General features: G+C 60.6%; 22 protein-coding genes. 7 read left to right on the top strand and 15 right to left on the bottom strand.

Going from position 1 to position 22,261, the window contains the following annotated elements; genetic code table 11:
* Positions 1 to 29 precede the first annotated feature (29 nt).
* Positions 30 to 293 (bottom strand): hypothetical protein, encoded by a 264-nt coding sequence (locus ELH03_RS26260; RefSeq protein ID WP_128405099.1) that lies wholly within the window; start codon positions 291 to 293, stop codon positions 30 to 32.
* A 370-nt stretch (positions 294 to 663) separates the two neighbouring features.
* On the opposite strand from ELH03_RS26260, the gene ELH03_RS26255 reads away from it, so the two are divergent.
* The gene (locus ELH03_RS26255; protein ID WP_128405100.1) at positions 664 to 1,170 is read left to right on the top strand and encodes an HIT family protein; all 507 of its coding nucleotides are present in this window, start codon (positions 664 to 666) and stop codon (positions 1,168 to 1,170) included.
* 46 nt (positions 1,171 to 1,216) lie between these two features.
* Here ELH03_RS26255 and ELH03_RS26250 read toward each other — a convergent pair whose 3' ends face one another.
* From ELH03_RS26250 to ELH03_RS26220, 7 genes are all read right to left on the bottom strand, one after another.
* Positions 1,217 to 3,067, bottom strand: a complete 1,851-nt coding sequence (locus tag ELH03_RS26250; protein WP_130766912.1) for a DUF2264 domain-containing protein — start codon at positions 3,065 to 3,067, stop codon at positions 1,217 to 1,219.
* A gap of 75 nt (positions 3,068 to 3,142) precedes the next feature.
* Positions 3,143 to 4,417, bottom strand: coding sequence for an ABC transporter substrate-binding protein (locus tag ELH03_RS26245; protein ID WP_130766911.1), 1,275 nt, complete (start codon positions 4,415 to 4,417; stop codon positions 3,143 to 3,145).
* A 40-nt stretch (positions 4,418 to 4,457) separates the two neighbouring features.
* Entirely contained in the window at positions 4,458 to 5,183 is a 726-nt protein-coding gene (locus ELH03_RS26240) for a DUF624 domain-containing protein (RefSeq protein ID WP_047620766.1), read from the bottom strand.
* A 20-nt stretch (positions 5,184 to 5,203) separates the two neighbouring features.
* A complete protein-coding gene (locus tag ELH03_RS26235; protein ID WP_128401462.1) occupies positions 5,204 to 6,313 on the bottom strand; it encodes an ABC transporter ATP-binding protein in 1,110 nt (369 codons plus the stop codon).
* A gap of 15 nt (positions 6,314 to 6,328) precedes the next feature.
* Positions 6,329 to 7,501, bottom strand: a complete 1,173-nt coding sequence (locus tag ELH03_RS26230; RefSeq protein WP_130766910.1) for a glycoside hydrolase family 88 protein — start codon at positions 7,499 to 7,501, stop codon at positions 6,329 to 6,331.
* 4 nt (positions 7,502 to 7,505) lie between these two features.
* Positions 7,506 to 8,342, bottom strand: coding sequence for a carbohydrate ABC transporter permease (locus ELH03_RS26225; protein WP_130766909.1), 837 nt, complete (start codon positions 8,340 to 8,342; stop codon positions 7,506 to 7,508).
* On the bottom strand, positions 8,339 to 9,325 hold the full coding sequence (locus tag ELH03_RS26220; protein WP_128401460.1) for a carbohydrate ABC transporter permease: 987 nt from the start codon (positions 9,323 to 9,325) through the stop codon (positions 8,339 to 8,341). The genes ELH03_RS26225 and ELH03_RS26220 overlap by 4 nt, the downstream gene beginning before the upstream one ends.
* A 131-nt stretch (positions 9,326 to 9,456) precedes the next feature.
* On the opposite strand from ELH03_RS26220, the gene ELH03_RS26215 reads away from it, so the two are divergent.
* The 4 genes from ELH03_RS26215 to ELH03_RS26200 all read left to right on the top strand — a co-directional run bounded on the left by ELH03_RS26215 (position 9,457) and on the right by ELH03_RS26200 (position 14,412).
* Entirely contained in the window at positions 9,457 to 11,253 is a 1,797-nt protein-coding gene (locus ELH03_RS26215; protein ID WP_128401459.1) for a heparinase II/III domain-containing protein, read from the top strand.
* Positions 11,254 to 11,376: 123 nt separating this feature from the next.
* Positions 11,377 to 12,237, top strand: a complete 861-nt coding sequence (locus tag ELH03_RS26210) for a carbohydrate-binding protein (protein WP_128401458.1) — start codon at positions 11,377 to 11,379, stop codon at positions 12,235 to 12,237.
* A gap of 116 nt (positions 12,238 to 12,353) precedes the next feature.
* Complete coding sequence (locus ELH03_RS26205) at positions 12,354 to 13,022, top strand: response regulator (protein ID WP_128401457.1); 669 nt, start codon at positions 12,354 to 12,356, stop codon at positions 13,020 to 13,022.
* Positions 13,012 to 14,412 carry a sensor histidine kinase gene (locus ELH03_RS26200; RefSeq protein ID WP_128401456.1) on the top strand — a complete coding sequence of 467 codons (1,401 nt, stop codon included), beginning with the start codon at positions 13,012 to 13,014 and terminating at the stop codon, positions 14,410 to 14,412. Before ELH03_RS26205 ends, ELH03_RS26200 begins: the two co-directional genes overlap by 11 nt.
* A 207-nt stretch (positions 14,413 to 14,619) precedes the next feature.
* Here ELH03_RS26200 and ELH03_RS26195 read toward each other — a convergent pair whose 3' ends face one another.
* The 6 genes from ELH03_RS26195 to ELH03_RS26170 form a co-directional block, all read right to left on the bottom strand.
* A complete protein-coding gene (locus ELH03_RS26195) occupies positions 14,620 to 15,501 on the bottom strand; it encodes an ABC transporter permease (protein ID WP_128401455.1) in 882 nt (293 codons plus the stop codon).
* Between the two features lie 11 nt (positions 15,502 to 15,512).
* On the bottom strand, positions 15,513 to 16,331 hold the full coding sequence (locus tag ELH03_RS26190; protein ID WP_130766908.1) for an ABC transporter ATP-binding protein: 819 nt from the start codon (positions 16,329 to 16,331) through the stop codon (positions 15,513 to 15,515).
* Positions 16,332 to 16,426: 95 nt separating this feature from the next.
* Positions 16,427 to 17,440 carry an ABC transporter substrate-binding protein gene (locus ELH03_RS26185; protein WP_128401453.1) on the bottom strand — a complete coding sequence of 338 codons (1,014 nt, stop codon included), beginning with the start codon at positions 17,438 to 17,440 and terminating at the stop codon, positions 16,427 to 16,429.
* 355 nt (positions 17,441 to 17,795) lie between these two features.
* Positions 17,796 to 18,806, bottom strand: coding sequence for a GlxA family transcriptional regulator (locus ELH03_RS26180; protein ID WP_128401452.1), 1,011 nt, complete (start codon positions 18,804 to 18,806; stop codon positions 17,796 to 17,798).
* Positions 18,803 to 19,369, bottom strand: a complete 567-nt coding sequence (locus tag ELH03_RS26175; protein ID WP_128401451.1) for an isochorismatase family protein — start codon at positions 19,367 to 19,369, stop codon at positions 18,803 to 18,805. The genes ELH03_RS26180 and ELH03_RS26175 overlap by 4 nt, the downstream gene beginning before the upstream one ends.
* A 205-nt stretch (positions 19,370 to 19,574) precedes the next feature.
* Positions 19,575 to 20,303 carry a FadR/GntR family transcriptional regulator gene (locus tag ELH03_RS26170; protein WP_128401471.1) on the bottom strand — a complete coding sequence of 243 codons (729 nt, stop codon included), beginning with the start codon at positions 20,301 to 20,303 and terminating at the stop codon, positions 19,575 to 19,577.
* 291 nt (positions 20,304 to 20,594) lie between these two features.
* Between ELH03_RS26170 and ELH03_RS26165 the strand changes: the two genes are divergently transcribed.
* Together ELH03_RS26165 and ELH03_RS26160 are read left to right on the top strand one after the other, a co-directional pair.
* A complete protein-coding gene (locus ELH03_RS26165) occupies positions 20,595 to 20,855 on the top strand; it encodes a CopG family ribbon-helix-helix protein (RefSeq protein ID WP_047618843.1) in 261 nt (86 codons plus the stop codon).
* Entirely contained in the window at positions 20,855 to 21,130 is a 276-nt protein-coding gene (locus ELH03_RS26160) for a type II toxin-antitoxin system RelE/ParE family toxin (protein WP_029733073.1), read from the top strand. Before ELH03_RS26165 ends, ELH03_RS26160 begins: the two co-directional genes overlap by 1 nt.
* Positions 21,131 to 21,136: 6 nt before the next feature.
* On the opposite strand, the gene ELH03_RS26155 is transcribed toward ELH03_RS26160, so the two are convergent.
* The gene (locus ELH03_RS26155) at positions 21,137 to 22,144 is read right to left on the bottom strand and encodes a LacI family DNA-binding transcriptional regulator (RefSeq protein ID WP_128401450.1); all 1,008 of its coding nucleotides are present in this window, start codon (positions 22,142 to 22,144) and stop codon (positions 21,137 to 21,139) included.
* Positions 22,145 to 22,261: the final 117 nt, after the last annotated feature.

The raw sequence follows: 22,261 nt of genomic DNA, 5'->3' as shown, positions 1-22,261 counted from the left end.
TGTATTTCCAAGTCTCGTCGAGATCCGTGTTACGATTGAACGAGGAACGTCATGGTCTCGGGCAAGACGCCGTCACTCGCCATCGCATCGGCCGCTGCCTTGGTCTGCATGAAAGCCATCAACTTATCCATATCAGCAACGTCCATGACCAGGCCGACGCGGTTGGACGTCTGAGGGTCTGTAAACGTGCGAATGTTCGTGACGCCAACGGGTTCCAATACCTGCTTGCGAACAGGTGAAGCGAGCCAGTGTTTCGTGTCTTTTACGTCGTGATAGATCATTATGGTGGGCATTGCGTGCTCCTCTCAAGGCCTCAAATGAAACCCGAGTATACCACGACGTTTGCCTGGATCTTAGTTCAATAATATTGCATGGAATGGGTTTTATGATCCGCTGGTCGAGAATATAAATGTAATTATTATAAGTAATCCGAAAATATTATGTTCTTCATCTGGTTTTGACACGCCCTATTTTCGGGAATGGCTTTTGCTGTAGTTCCGGAAGTTTGCGTCCGCCATTGGAGTGTTTTCAATCGCCTCTATGATGCCTTTGGCGTCAAGCGACGCGGCCACGTTCGAGCCGTTGCCTTAGCTTGCGGACTCCCCAATATTGGTAATCCTACAATCGAACACGCCTCGGCGTGTGAGATGGCAGAGGTTTGGAATGATGGAACGCCAACCATTTGATCTCAACGCCTATGTGCACGACATCGGAACAAGGCCATGCTTTATCTGCGGCTTGGTCTCTAATGACCCTGACTTCTTTCATCATCGCGTTTTTGAAGACGACGAGACGATCATCTTCCTTAGCAAATATCCCACTCTGCCTGGCTATTGCCTTGTCTGTCCGAGGGAGCACCTCGAGGATCTCGCGCGAGACATGTCGACCGATGAATATCTTCGACTACAGGAGAAGGTGCATATTTTGTCTCGCGCGCTCAAAAGCGTGTTCGACGCCGAGCGAATTTATGTGCTTTCGCTCGGCAGCCAGCAAGCCAATAGCCACCTGCATTTTCATGTCGTTCCCTTGCCCTCTGGTGTACCCCTTGAAGAGCAGCAATACCACGCGCTGATGGCGGAGCACGGGGTTCTGCAGATACCCGACGATCAAATGGCACAGCTGGCGCACCGCATTGCCGAAGCATACCGTTCCGAACTGACCGCACGATAGTCAACCGCCTGGCCCGCAGTCGAACCCCGGAAGCCAATGCTCCAAGCTACGTCCCGAGGGCGAATGCCGGCACCCGTAGGCCGTTCTCACGAAAGCGCTGCTCGACTTCGTCGAGGCGGGGGCAGGCGGGCGGGTTATCGAGCGCTTTTGCCCAATTCTCGCGACTGGGCAGGGCCATCGCGGCGGTCACGAGCACGGTGGTTCCGGGGCCGATTTCGCCGCGCAGCTGCGGCAGCAGGGTCTTGGCGTGGATGAGATTTGTGTTTGGTATCGGGCTCATCGCATGACCGGCCCTCGGGTTGGGCGATAGATCGACGATGGCACTGACGTCGGTCTGTCCGTACCAGACGGCCCGGCCATCCCTCACATCGGAGCGGTCGGCATTCAAATCCGCACGCTCGATCGCAAAGCCGCCCTCGATGGTGCTGAGGGCACGCGGCGTAGCGATGCGGTGCATGCGGATGTGCCACGGATTTGCAGGAAGCAGCCAGGTTTCGACAACGGCATCGCTCCAGGGGCGCCAGCGCGAATAGAGCAGGTCGCCTGTTATCAGCGCCTCTTCGAGCTTTTCCCGCATGCGGAAATGGACGCCGTCTTCGGAGAGGCCGAGCATGCCGTCGAAGCTTGCGGCGGAAAAATTCCGGTCGTCGGCTTCGATGTTGAAGGCGTAGCGCGTGGAGTAGACGAATTTCGAATATTTCTCGTTTGCGCCGAGCATCTTGTCGTGCTGCTGCCCTGAGGAGAGCACGACCACGTTTCCCGGCGTGTGCATGGCGACCATTCCCGCCGGCTTCAAGGCAACCGGCTCCGGAAATTCCGGCTGCGGCGCCTCCTCGGCGGTCCAGAATGGATGATCCCCCGCAAGGGCGAGCGGCAGGAAGAATTTCAGCGCCCAATAGGGCGACCCGGGCGAGTTGTAGCTCTCGCTCATGAAGAGGTTCGGATAGCCGTAGCCGACGGAGAGAACGCCGTCGCGATCGGCAATCGGCATTGCCGACCACCAGCGGATATGGCGCATGTAATAGCCCTTGATCTCCGTCCAGGGCAGGGCTTCGACGCCGGCAAAGGCAAGCGCGCCCCAGAAACCGCCCGCCGCGAAGCGGTAGGTCTGGCTACGGCCGAAGGCGAGTGCCGCGCCATCGGGGCCGAACCAGTGGCGAATATCCCCGGCAAAGGTCTGGGCGCGACCCCGGAAGCGGTCCTTGCGCGCCTCGTCGCCCTTGGCCAGCACGGCATAGATCAGGCCGTAGAAATGCATGGCGAAGGGAATGTAATGATCGACCCGCCGGACTGGTCCGTCGCGATACCAGCCTTCCCCGAGGTCGAAAGTCTCCAACTCGTCGAGATAGGCGAGGGTTTTCCGGTGATCGAACGCCGCGCTCACGCGTTCCAGCCCGAGATCGATGAGCACACGGAAGAATTTCCAATTGTTGTCGATGAATTCCAGCTCGCGCGCGCAGAGAAGATAGGCAGCGACCGTCTTCTTCTCGCTGTCGCCAAGCGGTTCCCAGATGTGCTCGGGGACAAGCGCCAGGGCGAAGCCGACGGCGGCGAGCTCGACCAGCCGCTGATTGCGGTCGGCAAGATCGCCCCAATATTCGGGATGAGCAGGATTGGTGCCGTTTGCGAGCCCGCGCCGATAGAGCTCCCAATGCGGGAACGCACCGCCGCCCGCAGCAAGCGGAACAATTCCCCAGAGCGGCCGCGCAAATCCTTCCAGATCCGCTGCTGCCCGGTCGAAGATCGCGCCGGCTGCACCGAGGCGTACACGGGCGCCGCCTTCGGAAAAATACGGCAGCAGCGGCTCGAAGAGATCGATGACGGCCTTGGCGAGGTCGTCGCGTGTCTTCAGGGGATTGCCGAAAAGCGGATTGGCCCGGGCGGGATCATATATCATTGTCAGGCTCGAATTCATAAGAACAGGATCGGCCGCGGGCAGATGGTAGCCCGCGGCCGTCGATATCTCGTGGGCCTACTTGATGGCCTTCACGCCTTCGGTCATTTCCTTCAACCCGTCGTCGACGGAGGTGTTGTCGGTCATGATCGCGTCATGCACACGGTTGAGCACGACCTCGATCTTGGCGGCGTTCGGGTTGACCGCCATCTCAAGGAAGGTTTTCAACGGCTTCAGCGCCTCCTTGCTGGCCGCATCCTCAGGAAAGCCGGGCGTTGCCGCGATCTTGGCGCTGACGTCATCCGTCTTGAGCGCGGGGAAGGTGCCCGTCGACGCGATAACGGCCGCGCCCTCAGGACCGGTGACGAATTTGATGAAATCGAGAGCGGCATCCTTGTGGTCGGAATTGGCGTTGACCGCCAGGCCGGAAATCTGCGCGGCCGTCGTACCGGCCGCGACCCCGTCGGGATGCGGGAACTTCACGATGCCCCAGTTCTTGCTCTTCGATTCACCCGATTTCACCTTGGTGATCTGGGTGCCGACGAACCAGGTTCCCATTGGCAGCATGCCGATCGTGCCGTTGAAGAAGAGCGCCGAATAATGCGTGTTTGACGTCTTCAGGAAGGCGTAGGAAGGAATCGCGCCATCCTTCTGCAGGGTGAGCGCCCTCTCGTACCACGGCTTCAGGAACTCGTAGTCGCCGTCGACCAGCGTGTGTTTTCCGTCGAGGACGCCGGGCAGCTGAACGGTCGACCGCCAGGTATGCAGGAGCGCACCGTAAGTCTTGTTGGTGCCCATGCCGCCTGAAAGCTTCTCTGCGGTCGCGTCGAATTGCGACCAGGTCATGTCATTCGTGGGGTAGGGGACGCCTGCTTTGTCGAATATGTCTTTGTTGTAATAGACGATCCAGAAGTCGGAGCGGAACGGCAGCGAATAGATCTTGCCGTCGATGGTCAGTTCCTCGATCAGGCCGCCATAGGGAGCCGGGTCGATCTTCTGATCCTTCACGAAGCTGCTGAGATCGGCGATGTTGCCGGCGCGCACCAGATTGGTGTAGCCCGGCACGTCCTTGATGGTGACGATGTCGATATCCTTGGAGCCGCCGGTCAGCTGCGTCGAGATCATCTGCTGATAGTCCTGCGAGCCGAGGTCCATCGGCTCGAACTTCACATTGGGGTGTTTGGCCTGATAGGCCTCGATCAGCGGCTTGTAATAGGCGGTCTTGTCCCAGTCCCACAAAGCCCATTTGAGCGTCACGGCGTCCTCAGCAAGCGCTGCGCCGGCAGTCGTTGCGGCCAAGGTGAAACCTGCCAAGGCAAGTCTCATCGTCCTCCCGAATTTATCCAAATACATTCCCGTTCTCCTTCCCTGGATCATCTCTGGATCAGTTGTTTTATGAAGCGTCTCGTGCATGCGGTTCGCGGTGCGGCTGCGTTGCGTTTGGCAGGTCTAGAACCGTCACCGCCGCCCGATGGACGCCGAATGCGACGGCGAACATTCCGAGTGAAAAATTGAAGGTTGCCGGCATGAACACCGAAACCGGATAGAAGAGGATATGCGCCAGCCACAGGCAGGCGGCGAAGGCGAGCGCGGCAAGCGCCGGGAGCGGACGGATGACGGAGGCGAGCGCGGCGAGGCGCAGCAGCCTCAGAGCCGGCAGATCGCGCATCACCATGAGAACGATGAGATGGCAGGCGAGGACCGCGATGAAAGCGGTGGCGACGAGGGCGATCGTCAGTGGTGCGCTCAGCAACAGATTGTCGCGTGCGCCGGCGGCATAGGTGACGATCGCATGGATGCCGATTGCGAGCGCGCCGCACAACGCCAGGCCCCAGGCGGTGGCGCGCCAGAAGTAGCGCAGAAAGGCTTCCGTGAAGTCCCGCAGCAGATAGGTGTTGCGATCTTCCACCAAGGCGACCGAGACCCGGGCCATGGCGGCGAGGGCTGCCGGCAGGGTCACGACGAAGAGGCCGGCCAGGATGAAGAGGATGTTCAGCTTGACCATCTCCCACCATTCGCGGACGAGGATCTCGGCGAACAGAGCAAGGCCGGTCCTCTTCGGCGCATCCTTCGCAATGCCCGGTCCCTCCCTCGTCCACATGTCCCGCAACCACTGCATAGCCGTCTCCCGCACGCGCCTCAGTATAGAATCGAGCGTTCCGTTTCCTTGTCGAACAGCTGCGCATTGGTCATATCGGCGACCAGCGTCGCCTCCTCGCCGATATCAGGCCGGTAGCGCGGCGACACGCGGGCGATGAGATTGCGCCCGCCTGCCACCATGTTCAGGTGCACTTCCGAGCCCATGGGCTCGGCAAGTTCCACGACCGCCTTGAGGGGCGCCAGGTTCTCCGGTGCGATGTCGGCCGGCGGCAGCTCGTGGAAATTCTCCGGACGGATGCCGAGCACCAGTTCGCGGCCCTCGTAGGGGGCGATCCTGCTCTTGTCGAAATGGGCAGGCAGCGGCAGTTCCCGGCCGTCGAAGACGGCGACGTAGCCATCGCCCCGGCGCAAAATGGTCGAGGGCAGCATGTTCATCTGCGGCGCGCCGATGAAGCCGGCGACGAACATGTTGACGGGACGGTCGTAAAGGTTCTGGGGCGTATCCACCTGCTGGATATGCCCGTCCTTCATGACGACGATCCGGTCCGCCATGGTCATGGCCTCCACCTGGTCGTGAGTGACGTAGATGAAGGTGGCGTTGAGGCGCTTGTGGAGCTTGGTGATTTCGGAGCGCATCGTGCCGCGCAGCTTGGCATCGAGATTGGAAAGCGGCTCGTCGAGTAGGAAGACCGCCGGATTGCGCACCATGGCGCGGCCAAGCGCGACGCGCTGGCGCTGCCCGCCCGAAAGCGCCTTCGGCTTGCGGTTCAGGAGATGAGAGATGTCGAGGATCCTCGCGGCGTCCTGCACCTGGGCATCGATGAAGTCGCGCGATACCTTCCTGAGCTGCAGGCCGAACGCCATGTTCTTGTAGACGGTCATGTGCGGGTAGAGCGCATAGTTCTGGAAGACCATGGCGATATCCCGATCCTTGGAAGGGACGTCGTTCATGACGTCGCCACCGATCTTGAGCTCTCCTGCCGATATCTCCTCGAGGCCGGCGATCATCCGCAGCGTCGTCGATTTACCGCAGCCGGAGGGGCCGACCAGGATGATGAATTCCTTGTCAGCGATTTCGAGGTCGATGTCGTGGACGACGGTGAGCGCGCCGTAGGATTTGTTCAGCTCTTTAAGCGAAATGCTGGCCATCGGGTCCTCCTGAATTCACCAATAGGAAGACCAGCTGCGCGAAAGGCGCGTCAAAGCTTCCATGTAATAATAATCTCCCCAGGAGACGCATTCATCGACACCCTCGCCGCGGCAGGTGTTGAACGGCGATTTCTTCGAATAGGTGGCGTGCAGCACCAGGCCGTTGGAGACGGCGGGATCCTTGACCGCATAATGATCCGCAAGGCTCTTCATCATGCGGCGCGCCAGCGTGCGATAGCGTGCGGCCGGTTCCGGCTCGACGAGATCAGCCATCTCCAGAAGGCCGCAGGCGGCGATCGACGCCGACGAGCTGTCGCGTGGCTCGCCATCGCCGTCCGAAAAGACGAGATCCCAATAGGGCACCATGTCGGCCGGCAGGCGGTTGAGATAGAAGGCGAGTAGCCGGTCGAAGGTCCTGATATATTCCTCGATCCGCTCATAGCGATAGGAGAGCGCCATTCCTGAAATGGCCCAGGCCTGTCCGCGCGCCCATGCGCTGTCGTCCCTGTAACCCTGCTTGGTGGCGCCGCGCACCGGCGCTCCCGTGACCGGGTCCATGTAGAAGGTATGATAGGTGGAATCATCCGGCCGAACCGAGTTGGCGAGCGTGGTGCGGGCGTGAATGAGAGCGATCTCACGGTATTTCGGATCGCCGGTCTCGCGGCTCGCCCAGTAGAGAAGCGGCAAGTTCAGCAGGCAGTCGATGATGTAGCGGTATTCTTCCGCCACTCCCTTGCGGCCCCAGGCCTGGATGAACTGGCCGATGGGCTGGAAACGCTCGATCAACTGGTCGGCGGCGAGCAAGGCGGCCCTGCGGCCATCCTCATCTCCGACGAGCTTCCAGGCGGCGATGCAGGAGGGCGAATAGAGAAAGCCCATGTCGTGATGATCCGTCTCGATGCGGTTCACGATCCGATGCAGGAACGACTGGACCTGGATCTGCGCGGCATTCCGGAAAACCGCCTCGCCGCTATGCTCGAAAGCGAGCCACAGCTCTCCGGGCCAGAAGCCTGCGGTCCATTGATCGTTCGCCACCGCGGGATAGAAATTTCCGACACTCGAATGGTTCTGTGAGGCATGGGTGAACTGGGGGAGGTTGCGCCTGATTTGCCCGACGGCAAGATCGAGCGCGGCTTTGACCTCCGGATCGGTGATCGGCTGCGGGGCGACGGACGAGACGGCGTTCATGGATTTAACCCTTCAGTCCCGTCGAGGCGATGCCCTCGACGAAGAAGCGCTGGAGAGAGAGGAAGACGACGAGAACGGGAATGAGGGCGACGACGGAGGCTGCCATGATGAGCCCGTATTCAGCCGAATATTGCGAGATGAACATGCGCAGGCCGATCTGGACGGTCTTCAGCTCGGTCTTGGTCAGGTAGATCATCGGCCCGAGAAAATCGTTCCAGGTGGTGACGAAGGTGAAGATCGTCAGCGTCGAGAGCGCGGGCTTCGACAGCGGCAGCATGATGCGCGCCCAGATCTGATACTCGTTCATGCCGTCGATGCGGGCCGCCTCGCAGAGTTCGGTCGGGATCGACATGTAGAACTGCCGCATCAGGAAGACGCCGAAGGCGGTGAAAGCCTGCAGGCAGATCAGCGCCAGATGCGTGTTGTTGAGGCCGAATTCGCGCATTAACAGGAATTGCGGCACCATATAGACCTGCCAGGGCATGGCGATGGTGGCGATGTAGCCGAGGAACAGGGTGTTCTTGTAGGGGAAATTCAGCTTGGCGAAGGCGTAGGCCGCAAAGCTGGAGGTCAGAAGCTGCAGCAGCGTGACGATGATCGTCAGCTTCGACGTGTTGTAGATGAAGAGCGCAAGCGGGATCTTCGTCCAGATATCGACGTAGTTATGCCATTGCGGCTCGGACGGTATCCACTCGATCGGGAAGGAGAAGACGTCGCGGCTGAGCTTCAGCGATGCCGATAGCATCCAGGCAAAGGGCATCAGCATGATGAGCGTGACGGCGATGACGATGGCGTAGATCGCGACCGATCTGACGGTCACCTTGCGTCCGGCGATCCTCATTCGCCATCCTCCCTCTGGCGCCGGAACTGGAAGACGGTGACCGCGAGCACGAGGAAGAACAGAACGAGCGCAACCATGCTGGAATAGCCGAGATCCCAGGAAATGAAGGCCTCGTTGTAGATGTGGTAGACGAGGACGAGCGTCGAGGTGCCAGGCCCACCCTGGGTGATCATGTAGATCTGGTCGAACACCTTGAAGGACTGGATCGTCAACATGACGGTGACGAAGAAGGTCGTCGGCCCAAGCTGCGGCACGGTGACATGGATGAACTTCTGCCAGGAATTGGCGCCATCGAGATCGGCGGCCTCATAGAGCTCCGAATTGATGCCCTGCAGGCCGGCCAGATAGATGACCATGTAATAGCCCATGTTCTTCCAGATGCCGAAGAGGATCACTGTCACCATCGCCCAGTGGCGATCAGCCGCCCATCCCGGCATGTTCTTGGGATCGAGGCCGAGCGTGTAGAGGATCATGTTCACCGGTCCCATCTCGGGATTGAAGATCATGTTCCAGACGACCGCGACGGCCACCAGCGAGGCGACATAGGGGAAGAACATCGCCGTGCGGAAGAAATCGCGCCCCGCGATCTTCTGGTTGAGAAGAACGGCGAGGCCGAGCGCACATATGAGCGTCGCCGGCACGGAAGCGACCGTATAGATGACCGTGTTCCAGAACGCCGCGATGAAGGCCTTGTCGTCGAAGAGCCGCCAGAAATTGTCGAAGCCGGCGAAGGTGATCGCATTCGAACCGTCCCAATGCATGAAGGCGAGCACGAAGGCGAACAGGATCGGGCCGAGCGTGAAGACGGCAAAGCCGAGGAAGTTCGGCGCGATGAAGGAATAGGCGACGAGCGCGTTGCGTATCCTGCGCTGGCGCTTGGACAGGACCGCGACCTTCCGACCGGAGGTTGCCAGAGCGCCATCCGTCGCGATGACCGAATTCGATAGGGACACCGATGCCTCCTCTTCCTCCCGCAACGACATAGCACATATCCGGTATTGGTCAAACAAGTTCTGAACAGGTCATACGAATTTTATGGAAAGCGCAAAATACATATGATAGGTGAGCATGCAGACCAAACGGCCATCGATGCTTTTCCGGTACGGGGAGAGACATGTTCAGCGAGATTTCAGGGGAGCTGCCGGATGTGCTGGGCGATTTCACGCCCGTGGCGGTCTGCTCCGATCGCGCCAGATGGAGCGCTGTGCCGCAAGCGGTAGGGGATCTGGTCATTCAGGAGGCCGAAGAGACGCTTGCGCGCGCCTGGCCGCTGATTGCGGCCTCGGATTACCGGGAGTTCACCGCAACGGGCAACCGCTCGCGCTTCGAGGAGCTTTATTTCACGCGGCGGCGGATGCTCAACAATCTGGTGCTCGGCGAACTCATCGAAGGCAAGCTGCGGTTCCTGCCGAAGATCGTCGACGGCATCTTCCTGATTGCGGAGGAGAGCGGCTGGCAGCTTCCGGCGCATAACGCCTATGAACGAAGCGGCGCGCGCCTGCCGCTTCCCGACACTTCGCAGCCTGTCGTCGATCTCTTCGCCGCCGAAACGGCAGCCCTGCTTGCCACCATAGTCGCATTGCTTCGCGACGAGCTCGACCGCATCAACCCCGAGATTGCGGCACGCATAGAGCGCGAGATCGAGATCCGCATCCTTTCGCCCTATCTCGGCCGGCATTTCTGGTGGATGGGTCGCGGCGAGGAGCGGATGAACAACTGGACGGCATGGATAAGCCAGAACGTCCTGTTGACGGTCTTCTCCCTGAACACAGGTCAACCCACGCGTCACGCCGTCGTCAAAAAGGCGCTCGGCAGCCTCGACGCCTTCCTGAAGGATTATGCCGAGGACGGAGCCTGCGAAGAGGGTGTGCTCTACTACCGCCACGCCGCACTCTGCCTGCATGGTGCGTTGACCATCCTGGATGCCGTGGCGCCGGACCTGTTTGCCGGGGTCTGGCAGCAGCCGAAGATCCGCAACATGGCCGAATATATTGCCCATATGCATGTGGCCGGCCGCTATTATTTCAACTTCGCGGATTCCTCCGCTGTGGTCGAACCCTGCAGCGCGCGGGAATACCTGTTCGGACGGGCGGTCGGCTCTGAGATGCTGGCTGAGTTCGCTGCATCCGACAGAGCCGCTTCCGACAATCCGCATCTGCCGGGGGAATGGAACCTCTGGTATCGCGTGCAGGAACTGCTGGCCGGCCCGACGCCTCCCATTGCCGCCCCGCCGCATCCTGCGTCCGGGCGCGATATCTTCTATCCCGGCATCGGCCTGTTCATCGCCCGCGACGGGCAGTTTTCGCTTGCCGTCAAGGGCGGCAACAATGGCGAGGGCCACAATCATAACGATGTCGGAAGTGTCACGCTTTACAAGAACGGACGTCCGTTCCTGATCGATGTCGGCGTCGAGATCTATACTGCAAAGACCTTTTCGGCGCGGCGCTACGAGATATGGACGATGCAGTCGGCTTTCCACAACCTGCCGACATTCGCAGGCGTCATGCAGTCGGCCGGCGAAGCCTTTGGCGCCCGCGATGTCGAGGTCGAGTTCGACGAGGAGCACGCGCGCATATCGCTCGATATATCAAGCGCCTATCCCCCCGAAGCGCAACTGCACAGCTACTGCCGCGTCGTTTCCCTGTTGCGCGGCCGCGATGTCGAGATCGTCGACACCTATGACGGGGGCAAGCCGGCGGTCCTGTCGCTGATGACATGCCTGGCGCCGACCGTCAGCCCGGACAGGATCGATCTGGCCGACCTCGGCAGCATTTTCGTCGAGGGCGCCGGCGAAATCGAAATCGACGAAATCGTCGTGGACGACGCCCGGCTGAGATCGGCCTGGCCCGAGAAAATCTACCGGCTGCGCGTGCCGCTTGCCGGCAGGCTCCTGAGATTGCGGATCGTCTAGAACAGGATGATTTAGGCCGGGTCGGCCTGAGGTCTGAATCCTGTTCTAAATTAAATAGTTAGAGCATGATGTCGTCCGAAAATCACTCACACTTTTCGGCATCATGCTCTGGGGAGGACGAGCATGGAATTGACGCTGAAGATCGTGGATGCCGATGGGGCAGTGCTGGCGAGTTCCACAGGCCGGGACGAGACGTTCCTGGTCTATCGCCAGAGCTATCGCGAAGGCGATCGCGTGGTCGTGGAGGTCTCCGAGCCCGGACATGTCTTCCTCGCCCTTGATGGCGCGATCCAACCCGGCCTGGTCTATATGAAGGAATGCGCCTATTCGCTCGCCGTGCCCTTCGGCGACAAGCGCAAACCTTATTCGCCGAATGCGTTCAGGGGCGATATCCACCGGCTTTCAGTGCGTAGCACGCGCTCTGACGAGATTGTCGATCGGCGCAATCTCGCCCTGAACCCCTGGGACGATCACGCCAATCGGGTTCTGTTTCCGCATGCGCGCGCCAATGTCGAGACCCGGGGCGAAGCGGTCTTTGCCGCGCGCAATGCGATCGACGGCGAAAAGGCCAACGATGATCACGGCTTCTGGCCCTATACGAGCTGGGGCATCAATCGCGATCCGCAAGCGGCGCTGACGGTGGAATTCGGCAGGCCGGTCAGGATCGACGAGATCGTTTTCTATCTCCGGGCCGACTTCCCGCATGATTCCTGGTGGGAAAAGGTCAGCGTCACCTTCTCGAACGGCAAGACCGCCTGTTTTCCGCTGGTGAAATCGGGCGTCGGCCAGGCCTTTCCGATAGAGCCCTGCATCGTCGAATGGGTGGAACTGCACGGTCTGATCAAGGCCGAGGACGCCTCGCCCTATCCGGCGCTGACCCAGATCGAAATCTGGGGAACCGAGCCGCCGGAGACCGGGACGTCGCGGTTGCAGTCGAAGACCATTCCGGAAGCGCCGACGGGGGCGCTCGTTGACGACGCTTAGGGCAATCGCAGGTGATAGCATCTCTTTCTGCTTCGGTCGGGAATAAAGGCCAAGCATCAGTTGTGGAAACCGTGTCGCGCTTCCGCCGGACCGCCTGCGCATGCTAAGGAGGTCGGATGCGACTGCTTGTGGTGGAGGACAACAAGGATCTGGCGGCCTGGCTGGGTAAAGCCCTGCGACAGGCGCAATATGCTATCGACATTGCCCATGACGGCGAGGACGCGGAGCATATGCTCAAGGTCGCCGAGTATTCGGCGATGATCCTCGACCTGGCGCTGCCCAAGCTTGACGGATTGACGCTTTTGAAGCGATTGCGGCAGTCCGGAAACAAGCTGCCGGTCATCATCTTGACCGCGAATGCGAGCCTGGACGGCCGTGTTGCAGGGCTTGACAGCGGTGCCGACGACTATCTCGCCAAACCCTTCGAAATCGCCGAGCTCGAAGCGAGGATTCGTGCAGTGGTCCGCCGCGGCCAGGACCGGGCATCATCCGAGATTACCGTCGGCAACCTGCGCTTCTCCGGCGGGACGCGGCAGTTTTTCGTCGCAGGCGAGCTGCTGCAACTGACGCCGCGCGAATATGCCGTTCTTGAACAGCTCGTCATGAAGCTTGGCAACACCGTCTCGAAAGCCGCCCTTTCAGAAAGCGTGTTCGGGTTCGACGACGAGGCGGATCCGAGTGCCATCGAAATCTACGTCCACAGGCTGCGAAAGAAACTCGAGAGCAGTACGGTTCAAATCGCCACGTTGCGCGGACTTGGTTATCTCCTCAGACATGTCCAGTAGCCTCGTCACCACGGTGGGCGCGACGATCGCGCGGCTCAGCCAGAGCCTGAGGGTGCAGCTGCTCTGCTGGGTGCTGCTGACCCTGTTCGGCGCGATCGGCTTCAATCTTTACGACAGCTTCTGGACGGCTGACGCCACAGCAAAGCTGGTGACGGATCGAACACTTCTGGCATCGGCGCGCGTCATTGCCGAAGCCGTCCGCGTCGACGAGGGCGGCAATGTTCAGGTGGACGTGCCGCCTTCCGCGCTAGAGATGTTTGATACGGGCTTCGGCGACCGGGTGTCCTATCAGGTCATCACGGCATTTGGCAGTCTGGTCAGCGGCTTTCCCGACCTGCCGTTGCCGGCCGTCCAACTGACCGGTGAGAATCGTGCCTTCCACGGTGCCGATGTGCGCGTCCTGATGCTCGATCATCCTGTCGTCGGCCTTCCCGATGACGGCGCGATCTCCGTGACCGTCGCCGTTACGCATAACAGCCAGTATGCGATGCGAAGGCAATTGTGGCTCTCGGATTTTTCGAAGCAGTTCGTGCTCGTCTTCGTCGCAAGCCTGGTGACCATCCTCGGCCTTCAGCGGGGCCTGGCCCCTGCGCTGAGACTGCGGGACGCCCTGCGCCAGCGCGGGCGCAACCGTCTCGATCCGCTGCCGCCGGAGATGGTGCAGAGCGAGCTGCAACCGCTCGTTCACGCCCTGAACGACTACATGGAGCGCGTCCAGAACCAGATGGCCGCGCAGCGACGGTTCGTATCGAATGCTGCGCACCAACTGCGAACCCCCCTGGCGCTGATTTCGACGCAGGCGAGCGTGGCGGCCCGCGAAGCCGATGCGGCCCGCCGTGACGAGGCGCTTGTCGCCCTTCGCACCAGCACGAAGCAGATTTCGCGTCTTGCCAGCCAGCTCCTCACCTTGTCGCGGGCCGAGCCCGGAAGCCGGCGCCCGCGCAGCGATGCGACCGACCTTACGAAGGCTGCCCGCGAGATCCTGGAAGCGCATGCCGAAGAGGCGCTGAGGCGCAACATCGACGTCGGCCTGGAAGCCGTCCGCCCGGTCATTGTCGACGGCGACGCGACGATGCTGCGCGAGATGTTGGTCAACCTCATAGACAATGCGATCCGCTATACCCGCCCGAATGGACGGGTGACCGTCGCCGTCGGGCAGGCGGACGGCAACGCCGTGGTGACCGTCGAAGACAACGGGCCGGGTATTCCGAGCGAGGAGCGCGAGCAGGTTTTCGAACGATTCTACCGGGTCATGGGGACCGAAGGCGAGGGGAGCGGTCTGGGGCTTGCGATCGTTCGGGAGGTCGTCGAAGGCGCCGGAGGTTCAGTCTCGCTCGACGATGCGGAAGGTGGTGGGCTCATCGTGACCGTGCGGATTCCGCTCACGTGAACCGAAGTATCGCTCGTTTCAATATTGCTCCCACATCAAGTAACAGAAGGCCGGGTATGCACCCGGCCTTCTGTTCGATCTGCCTTACAGCGCCGCGCGTCTTTTCAGACGCGCAAAGGACGCTGTAACACTTTGAATCGTTGCATAATTTTATCCTGAAATCGATTCCGATTTAAGGAATTATGCAGTGGGAGGAGGTCGATTTGATCACTGGGTATCGAGGTGCTGCTGCGGGCGCCATTTCGCCAGGCGGTTCTCGATCAATGTCATGATGTATTCGGCAAAAAGCGTGACGACCATGACGAGGAGGATTGCCGCGAACATGCCGGCGGCATCGAAGGTACCCTTGGCGATCGAGATGAGCTGGCCGATGCCGAAGCGGGCACCGACGAATTCGCCGACGATTGCGCCGATGATCGCGAAACCGAAGGACACGTGCAGACTGGCGAAGATCCAGCTCATCGCCGACGGAATGACCACGGTGCGGGTGACCTGCCAATCCGAGGCGCCGAGAATGCGGGCATTGGCGATCATGTTGCGGTCGGCCTCGCGCACGCCCTGGAAGGCGTTTGCAAAGACCACGAAGAACACCATGATGAAGGCGAGAGCAACCTTGGAGGGCAGGCCGAGACCCATGATCATGATGAAGATGGGGGCGAGAACGACGCGCGGTATCGAGTTGATCGCCTTGATATAGACGGAGAAAATGTCTGACAGGAAGCGGTTGCGGCCAAGACCAATGCCGACGAAGACGCCGGTGATCGAACCCGCGAAGAAGCCGATCAAGGCCTCCTCCATCGTCACCCATAGATTATACCAGAGCGAACCTTCCGTGGTGCCTTCGGTTGCCCATTCGTAGAGGCGCTGAACGACGCCGCTTGGGCTCGAATAGAAGAATGGATCGATCCATTGCATGTTGGAAGACAGCTCCCACATGCCGATCACGAAGACCAGGATGGCGATCTGCCAGAAGCGCACCAGCGTCTTGCGCCGGCGCATTGCCTTCAGCGCCGATGCCTCGATTTCTGTGTCCGACGTGCCCGGCCGAAACATGGTGGCCGAACCGGCCTCAAGTGTGGTGTTTGCCATGATATCCTCCCTCAGGCCGCTTCGCTCGCGCGGCGGTAGCTGGTCTCCACCTCCTCGCGGAGGTCCTCCCAGATCGTCTTGCAGTAGTCGATGAAGCTCTGCTCGTAGCGGATTTCCGACACGACGCGCGGGCGGGGGAGATTGATCGTGTAGACCGACTTTACCGTCGCGGGGCCGGCGGTCAGGACATAGACCTTGTCGGCAAGGGCGACAGCCTCTTCGAGGTCGTGGGTCACGAACACCACCGAGGCCTTGCGCTCCGCCCATAGCTTTAAGAGCTCTTCATGCATGACCGTGCGGGTCTGGACGTCGAGGGCCGAAAACGGCTCGTCCATCAGCAGAATCTCCGGCTCGTTGATGAAGGTCTGTGCCAGGGAGACGCGCTTGCGCATGCCGCCAGAAAGCTGGTGGGGGTAATGATGGAGAAATTTCGAAAGGCCGACGCGGGCCAGCCAGTCGCGTGCGCTCTTTTCCGCTTCAGTGCGCGACTTGCCCCGAAACAGCGGACCGGCCATGACGTTGTCGATCACGTTCTTCCAGGGAAAGAGTGCGTCGGTCTGGAATGCGAAGCCGACACGCGGGTCGATGCCGGTGATCGGACCGCCCATCAGCCGGACTTCACCGGCGCTCGGGCGTGCGAGACCCGTCACAAGGTTGAGCGTCGTCGATTTGCCGCATCCGGTAGGGCCGACGACGGCGACGAACTCTCCGCGGGCGACAGTCATGTTGAAATCGCGCAAGGCCGTAAGGGACTTGCCGGAGGGTGAGACGAAGCGGCGGCTGACGTTGATCAGCTCGATCGCCGGGATCTGGTTCTTGTCATGTTGCATGATGATACCTGAGGCGTGCTTTGGGCGCGTGCACGCAATGCCCATGGATCGATCGGGAGGCCGCTTCCGGTTGGGACCGGAAGCGGCGCGACGCCTTACTTGACGTTCTTGACGAATTCCGTCGTGTAGGTCTTGGAAAGGTCGATCTGCTTGCCCTTGACGTTCTTGGAGAACTCCGAGAGCACGGCAAGCACGGTCTTCGGACCGTCTTCCGGCATGACGCCATCAGGTGTGAACATGCCCTTGCCCTCGTCGAGAGCCTTGATGTAGCCGTCCTTGTCGCCGACGTAGAAGTCCTTCGGCATCTTGTCCGCGATCTCGGCGGCTGAATGCGTGTTGATGTAGCGCAACGTCTTGACGAAGGCGTTGGCGAGCTTCTGTGCCTCTTCCTTGTGCGCGTCGACCCAGGAGGCTTCCATGTAGAGTGAGGCGGCCGGATAGGTGCCGCCGAGCGCCTGACGGGTCGACTCGACCGTGCGCATGTCGACGAGCACGCTCGCCTCGCCGGTCTTGATCATGCGCGAGATCGTCGGCTCGGTCGTCATGCCGGCCTGGATCTGATCCTGTTGCATGGCGGCGATGAAGGTGCCGCCGGCGCCGACTGGAATTGTCACGACGTCGCCGGACTTCAGGCCGGCCTTCGAGGCCATGAAGAGGGTCAGGAAGTTGGTGGACGAGCCGAGACCGGTGACGCCGAGGCTATTGCCCTTGAAGTCGGCCGGCGACTTGATGTCAGGATGCTTGCTCGAAACCATCTCGACTTCGCCCGGCGCCTGGCTGAACTGGACGATGGATTCGACGAATTTGCCTTTGGCCTGCAGGTCCACACAGTGGTCGTAGAAGCCGACCACGCCCTGGACGGCGCCGGCCAGAAGCTGGTTTTCGGCGTCGACGCCGGCAGCTTCATTCAGCAGTTCGACGTCGAGACCCTCGTCCTTGAAGTATCCGAGCGATTCGGCAAGCTTGGCGGGCAGATAGATCTGCTTCTCATAACCGCCGACCATGATGGTGATCTTATCGGCCGCATGTGCGGCGCTGGTAGCGAAAGATGCTGCGGCGAGAAGCGTCGAAAAAGCGACGGTGTGAAAAAGGCTGCGTGAAGAACGCATGGAAATCTCCTCCTGTGGTTTGTCAGCATCGTCGTCTCGCCACCTTGACCGTGTCTCCTCCACGATGCTGCCCCTTCCTATGACGTCGAAGCTTTCAACTAGCTTTCAGTCGTGAATGGGTCAGCAACTCGTCGAATTCCGTCGATACATCCTCCATCGCGGGAGCGACACGACGCAACGGGCGTGCAGTCATTTCTTAAGCCAGATGCGCCGTGCCTTCCACAGATGTCTGCCCCAGACGGATCTCTTACCGAGCATGCAGCATCAAGCCATTGCGGCAAGCGCTTCAACGTGAAAATAGGGAGAGAATATGTCCACGACCGTCTTCGCGATCTGGTGACCGGTGGCGAGCAGTCTATGAATCTGTGGGCAGCATTGCCCGCGCCGCGCTCGGCGGGCCGTCATTCAGACGGTTCCAGGCGCGGCGTAGCTGCCGCGCCGAACCGAAGCCTGCCCGCATCGCGACGGCCTCCATGTCCAGCCGCGAACCGGAGAGCATCTCGCGGGCAAGAGCCACGCGCATACGGTTGACGAAATCCGTAACGCTCATGCCCGTCTGCTCGTTGAACAGTCGTGAAAGGTTGCGCGGGCTGGCACCGCTGAGGCGGGCGAGGGACGCCACCGACCAGTCCTCAGAGGGGTTGGCGACCACTGCATCCTGTGCACGGTGAATGACCGGGTGAATATGGTTGCGACCTTCAAGCCAGGGCGAAAGCTGCGGATCCGAGCCGCCGCGCCTGAGATAGACGACAAGATATCGCGCCACCGCAAGCGCGCAGGCATGTCCCGCCGCTTCGGCAACGATATGCAACATGAGGTCTATACCGGCGGTGATGCCGGCGCTCGTGAGGCGGTCTCCGTCCTCGACATAGAGCCGGTTGTCCCGGACGCGCGCGGTGGGCGCGAGCCTTGCCAGATCCTCTATGCAGGCGTGATGGGTGGTGCACTCGCGGCCGTCGAGCATACCTGCCTCGGCAGCGAGCAATGCGCCCGAGCAGATCGAAGCCAGTCGAATTCCCGGACGGATGGCGCGCTTCAACCATGCGACAATGGCAGCCTGGTCGGCGCGTTCCTGTTCGTCCCACGGGTGGCTGTTTGCCATCGGCGCGTCGGCGCTGCCGGCAATGATGACAAGCGCGTTGTCGGGCAAGCGCTGCGGCAACGCTGCGACGCCTGTGACGGCAAGGCCGATCGAACTGCCGACCGTCGCCGATGGGCCGATATAGGTGGCGGTAAAGCGCACTGCGCGCTGTTCGAGGTTCGCCTTGCGCAGCACTTCGATCGGGCCGGCGACGTCGAGCAGCAGCACGCGCGGCGGAACGACGACGAAGACCGGAATATCGAAGGGCTGCGCGGCGTCTGTCATGCGGCGAGCGACTTTTCGCGCCCGGCCAATGCCTGTTCGACGGTCGCGATCCGAGCGAAACGGTCTGAGAGAACCAGTTCGGTCCGGTCCCGGATTTCCCTGGCGCTCCAGGTGCGTCCCGTTGCGTCGGTCATCGGGAAGGTCAGGGTCGCTTCGCCGACATAGTCGACTTGATAGCCGAGATCGGAGGCATGGCGGGTCGTGGTCTCGCAGCACTGTTCGGTGCGGATGCCGGAGACGAGGATACGACGGACGCCGTTCTCGGTCAGCCACACGTCGAGACCCGAGCCGACGAGGGCGCTATGACGATTCTTCCTGAACGTCGCCTTGGGAGCGATCCTGAGCGGGGCGAGCGTGCTGACGAGCCCGGATGCTTCCGAAAACGGCCCGTTTTCATCGACATGGAAGATCTGGATGATGGGTATTCCATCGGCTTCCGCGCCGTCGATCAGAGCCTGCTGACGATCGATATAGGCGGAAACGAGGTTTTCGTCCCAGTAATCCCGGTGTCTGAAGGACTCCTGAGCGTCGATAACGAAAAGGACAGTATCATGGCCGGACATTTTTTACTCCATGCGGGTTGATCATGAAGTCATATTCGGCGATTTGAAGACAGGGGAAAATGCGCGCGCCGGACAAATAGCGGACGATTCGCGCCAATATCCCCACTCGGGGGCGAACTTGCCTCAAGAGCCTCGGGCCACATCCAGCGCCTGCCGGCTGGGCGTACATAATCGGCCCGACTTCCACGCAATTCCGGATCAGGTGTCAGCTGGTAAAGCTTCGCAGATCTCTCAGCAGGTTGCGGTACCTGGCCTGGCTGCCGACCAGATGCTCGCGCATGGCGTTGCGGGCGGCGTGATCGTCCCTGTCCGAAATGGCGACGACGATCGCTTCGTGCTCCCTGTGGATCAGCTTTCGGTAGGCGGTCTGTTCGGCTGTTCGCGATTCCGGGACGAGCCTCGACTGCGGGATGATCGCCGACCCCTGGGATTCCAGGAACTGCCTGAACAGCGGATTATTCGTGGCTTCGGCGATTGCGGCATGGAGCTCCAGATCCGCATCGCGAATGGATTGATCACTCTCGATGCATTGGAGGATTTTCCGGTGGCATTCGAATATCGCCTCCTCCTGTGCCGGCGAGCGGCGTAGGGCCGCGAGGCCCGCCGCTTCGATTTCGACAGGTGTTCTGATCTCCAGTACTTCAAGATCGGAGGCGACGCGGGCCTTGTCGACTTTCCGCGCGGAGAGCGCCGGATCGGCGCCGAGCACGAAAATTCCGGCCCCCTGGCGCACCTCGACAAGCCCGTCGGAGCGAAGTGCAGCCACGGCCTCGCGCACGACCGTCCGGCTGACTCCGTGTATTTCGGTCAACTCGTGTTCACTCGGAAGCTTGTCACCGGCAGAATATTGGCCGCTTAATATGGCTTGCTGGAGGCTTTCGCCGACCTGTGTGACCAGCGACCCGGAGCCTTTGCTGCGATCCTTCATCTGCATAGCCACGCCTGCCCCCGCATCGGCTTTGATCCGAATGCCGTCCAAACGCTCGGCACTGCGAAACTCATGATTCATCACACATGTATGACAAATTTCGCGCTCTTTCAATGGCCGTGGCAGTCGGGCTTTTTCCTTGACAGTTTTTGCTTGAAAATCAGGCGCTGCGCTTTATCGCAAACTCTCGACATTCCGTCAGTCCGCCGACATGTTTCGAGCTTTTCTGAGATATAGGTGACTGGATATAATCAGAATTAATCGCTATGATTATAAGTGATTGATATGGAGTTTTCGATGGAGACCAAAGTTCTGACTGCCCATGTTCCATTGCCGCTTGCGCAGAAGGTTGATCAACTTGCATCGCGGCTCGAACGCTCGCGCGGCTGGATCGTCAAGCAGGCACTGACTGCATGGATCGACCAGGAAGAGGAGCGTCGGCGTTTGACGCTTGAGGCGTTGGCCGACGTCGATAGTGGAAACGTTGTCGATCACCAGGCTGTTCAGGCCTGGGCTGATAGTCTTGATAGTGACGAGCCGATTTCGTTGCCCCGGTGATGGAAGTCAAATGGACGAGCAAAGCGGTTTCGGATGTTACCCGCTTATACGACTTTCTCTCTCCGGTCGACCGGCGGGCTGCGGCCCGAACCGTACAGGCGCTGACGGCAGCCCCTGCGCGGCTGCTTGAGCAGCCACGTCTCGGCGAGCGACTCGAGGAGTTTGATCCTCGAGAGGTTCGCCGCATTCTCGTCGGCCGTTACGAGCTACGCTACGAAATCCAGCAGTCGACAATCTATGTATTGCGGCTTTGGCATACGAGGGAGGATCGGTAGAAGCCCTCACAGCCGCCTGGTCGATTCCCCGCGCACGAATCTCGGCGTCAGGATGAAATCTTCAGGCGGCGCGGCGGCGCCCTCCGGGCTTGCTATTCTTGTCAGCAGACGTTGTGCCGTCAATTCCCCGAGCTTCTGCGCATCCTGCACCACCATGGTGATGCGAGGCGTGATGACATTGCTCCAGGGCACGTCGTCGACCATCGCCAGCGACACGTCGTCAGGACAGCGGAAACCCATCTCCTGCATCACCTGAAGTGCTGCGAGGCCCGTCATGTTATTGGCGCCGATGATGGCGGTCGGCCGGTCGCGACGGGTCAAGAGGCGCATTGCCTGTGCATGGCCGCCGGTCCTGGTGTAGCCGCCTTCGACCACCAGCGAAGGATCGATGTCCACACCGGCGCCGGCCATCGTGTTCATGAAACCCTTCAGGCGCTCGTCGGCAGTGTGCAGGCCGCTCGGCCCGGAGATGAAGCCGATCCGCCTGTGGCCGAGCTGCAGCAGATGTTCCGTCAGGATAGTGGTGGTCAGCGGGTTGTCGGAACCGACAAAATCACGCTCGGCGCCTTCCACCTTCTGGTCGAACATCACGATCGGGGTTTTGAAGTCGCGCAGGAACGTGGCGTATTCCTCGCCGCGCCCGTTTGCCGCCAGCGCAATGCCGGCGATCTTCTGCGCCTCCAGCCGCTCCAGCAGCGCCCGTTCGAGATCGGCCCTGCCGGAGGAGTCGGCGATCAGGACGAAATAGCCGTGATCGAGCGCCTGGTGCTCGATCTCTCTACGGATATCGCCGAAGAACATGTTGCCGAGATTGGCCGAAACGAAACCGATCAGCGAGCTGCGTCCGCGCGCCAGCGTCTGGGCCACCGGGTCGATGCGGTAACCGGTCGATTTTATTGCCTGCTGGATGCGGTCAAGCGTCTCGGCGCCGACCCGCTTCGGGCTGTTGAGTGCCAGCGAGACGGTCGAGATTGAAACCCCCGCAAGGCGCGCGACATCTCGTATGGTGGTCATGACTATCGAACCGGTTCTAATGTCTTGTTATGTCCGATTTTATTGATTGGTGCAACATGTATGCTCCAAATCAGCTGCTTTGCTGGGTTTGCCTTTCTGATCTTGTGATCATGAATT

The sequence above is a fragment of the Rhizobium beringeri genome, assembly GCF_004306515.1.
Lineage (GTDB): Bacteria > Pseudomonadota > Alphaproteobacteria > Rhizobiales > Rhizobiaceae > Rhizobium > Rhizobium beringeri.
The sequence above is the reverse complement of the archived record's forward strand: the minus strand, read 5'-3'. Positions and strand labels throughout refer to the sequence as shown.

Coding starts and splice junctions, on each gene's coding strand:
- ELH03_RS26185 (WP_128401453.1), bottom strand. CDS start 17,440: ATGCGTTCTTCACGCAGCCTTTTTCACACCGTCGCTTTTTCGACGCTT.
- ELH03_RS26260 (WP_128405099.1), bottom strand. CDS start 293: ATGCCCACCATAATGATCTATCACGACGTAAAAGACACGAAACACTGG.
- ELH03_RS26235 (WP_128401462.1), bottom strand. CDS start 6,313: ATGGCCAGCATTTCGCTTAAAGAGCTGAACAAATCCTACGGCGCGCTC.
- ELH03_RS26180 (WP_128401452.1), bottom strand. CDS start 18,806: ATGACAGACGCCGCGCAGCCCTTCGATATTCCGGTCTTCGTCGTCGTT.
- ELH03_RS26200 (WP_128401456.1), top strand. CDS start 13,012: ATGTCCAGTAGCCTCGTCACCACGGTGGGCGCGACGATCGCGCGGCTC.
- ELH03_RS26170 (WP_128401471.1), bottom strand. CDS start 20,303: ATGCAGATGAAGGATCGCAGCAAAGGCTCCGGGTCGCTGGTCACACAG.
- ELH03_RS26160 (WP_029733073.1), top strand. CDS start 20,855: ATGGAAGTCAAATGGACGAGCAAAGCGGTTTCGGATGTTACCCGCTTA.
- ELH03_RS26165 (WP_047618843.1), top strand. CDS start 20,595: ATGGAGACCAAAGTTCTGACTGCCCATGTTCCATTGCCGCTTGCGCAG.
- ELH03_RS26245 (WP_130766911.1), bottom strand. CDS start 4,417: ATGTATTTGGATAAATTCGGGAGGACGATGAGACTTGCCTTGGCAGGT.
- ELH03_RS26215 (WP_128401459.1), top strand. CDS start 9,457: ATGTTCAGCGAGATTTCAGGGGAGCTGCCGGATGTGCTGGGCGATTTC.
- ELH03_RS26190 (WP_130766908.1), bottom strand. CDS start 16,331: ATGCAACATGACAAGAACCAGATCCCGGCGATCGAGCTGATCAACGTC.
- ELH03_RS26220 (WP_128401460.1), bottom strand. CDS start 9,325: ATGTCGTTGCGGGAGGAAGAGGAGGCATCGGTGTCCCTATCGAATTCG.
- ELH03_RS26205 (WP_128401457.1), top strand. CDS start 12,354: ATGCGACTGCTTGTGGTGGAGGACAACAAGGATCTGGCGGCCTGGCTG.
- ELH03_RS26240 (WP_047620766.1), bottom strand. CDS start 5,183: ATGCAGTGGTTGCGGGACATGTGGACGAGGGAGGGACCGGGCATTGCG.
- ELH03_RS26230 (WP_130766910.1), bottom strand. CDS start 7,501: ATGAACGCCGTCTCGTCCGTCGCCCCGCAGCCGATCACCGATCCGGAG.
- ELH03_RS26195 (WP_128401455.1), bottom strand. CDS start 15,501: ATGGCAAACACCACACTTGAGGCCGGTTCGGCCACCATGTTTCGGCCG.
- ELH03_RS26255 (WP_128405100.1), top strand. CDS start 664: ATGATGGAACGCCAACCATTTGATCTCAACGCCTATGTGCACGACATC.
- ELH03_RS26155 (WP_128401450.1), bottom strand. CDS start 22,144: ATGACCACCATACGAGATGTCGCGCGCCTTGCGGGGGTTTCAATCTCG.
- ELH03_RS26210 (WP_128401458.1), top strand. CDS start 11,377: ATGGAATTGACGCTGAAGATCGTGGATGCCGATGGGGCAGTGCTGGCG.
- ELH03_RS26175 (WP_128401451.1), bottom strand. CDS start 19,369: ATGTCCGGCCATGATACTGTCCTTTTCGTTATCGACGCTCAGGAGTCC.
- ELH03_RS26225 (WP_130766909.1), bottom strand. CDS start 8,342: ATGAGGATCGCCGGACGCAAGGTGACCGTCAGATCGGTCGCGATCTAC.
- ELH03_RS26250 (WP_130766912.1), bottom strand. CDS start 3,067: ATGATATATGATCCCGCCCGGGCCAATCCGCTTTTCGGCAATCCCCTG.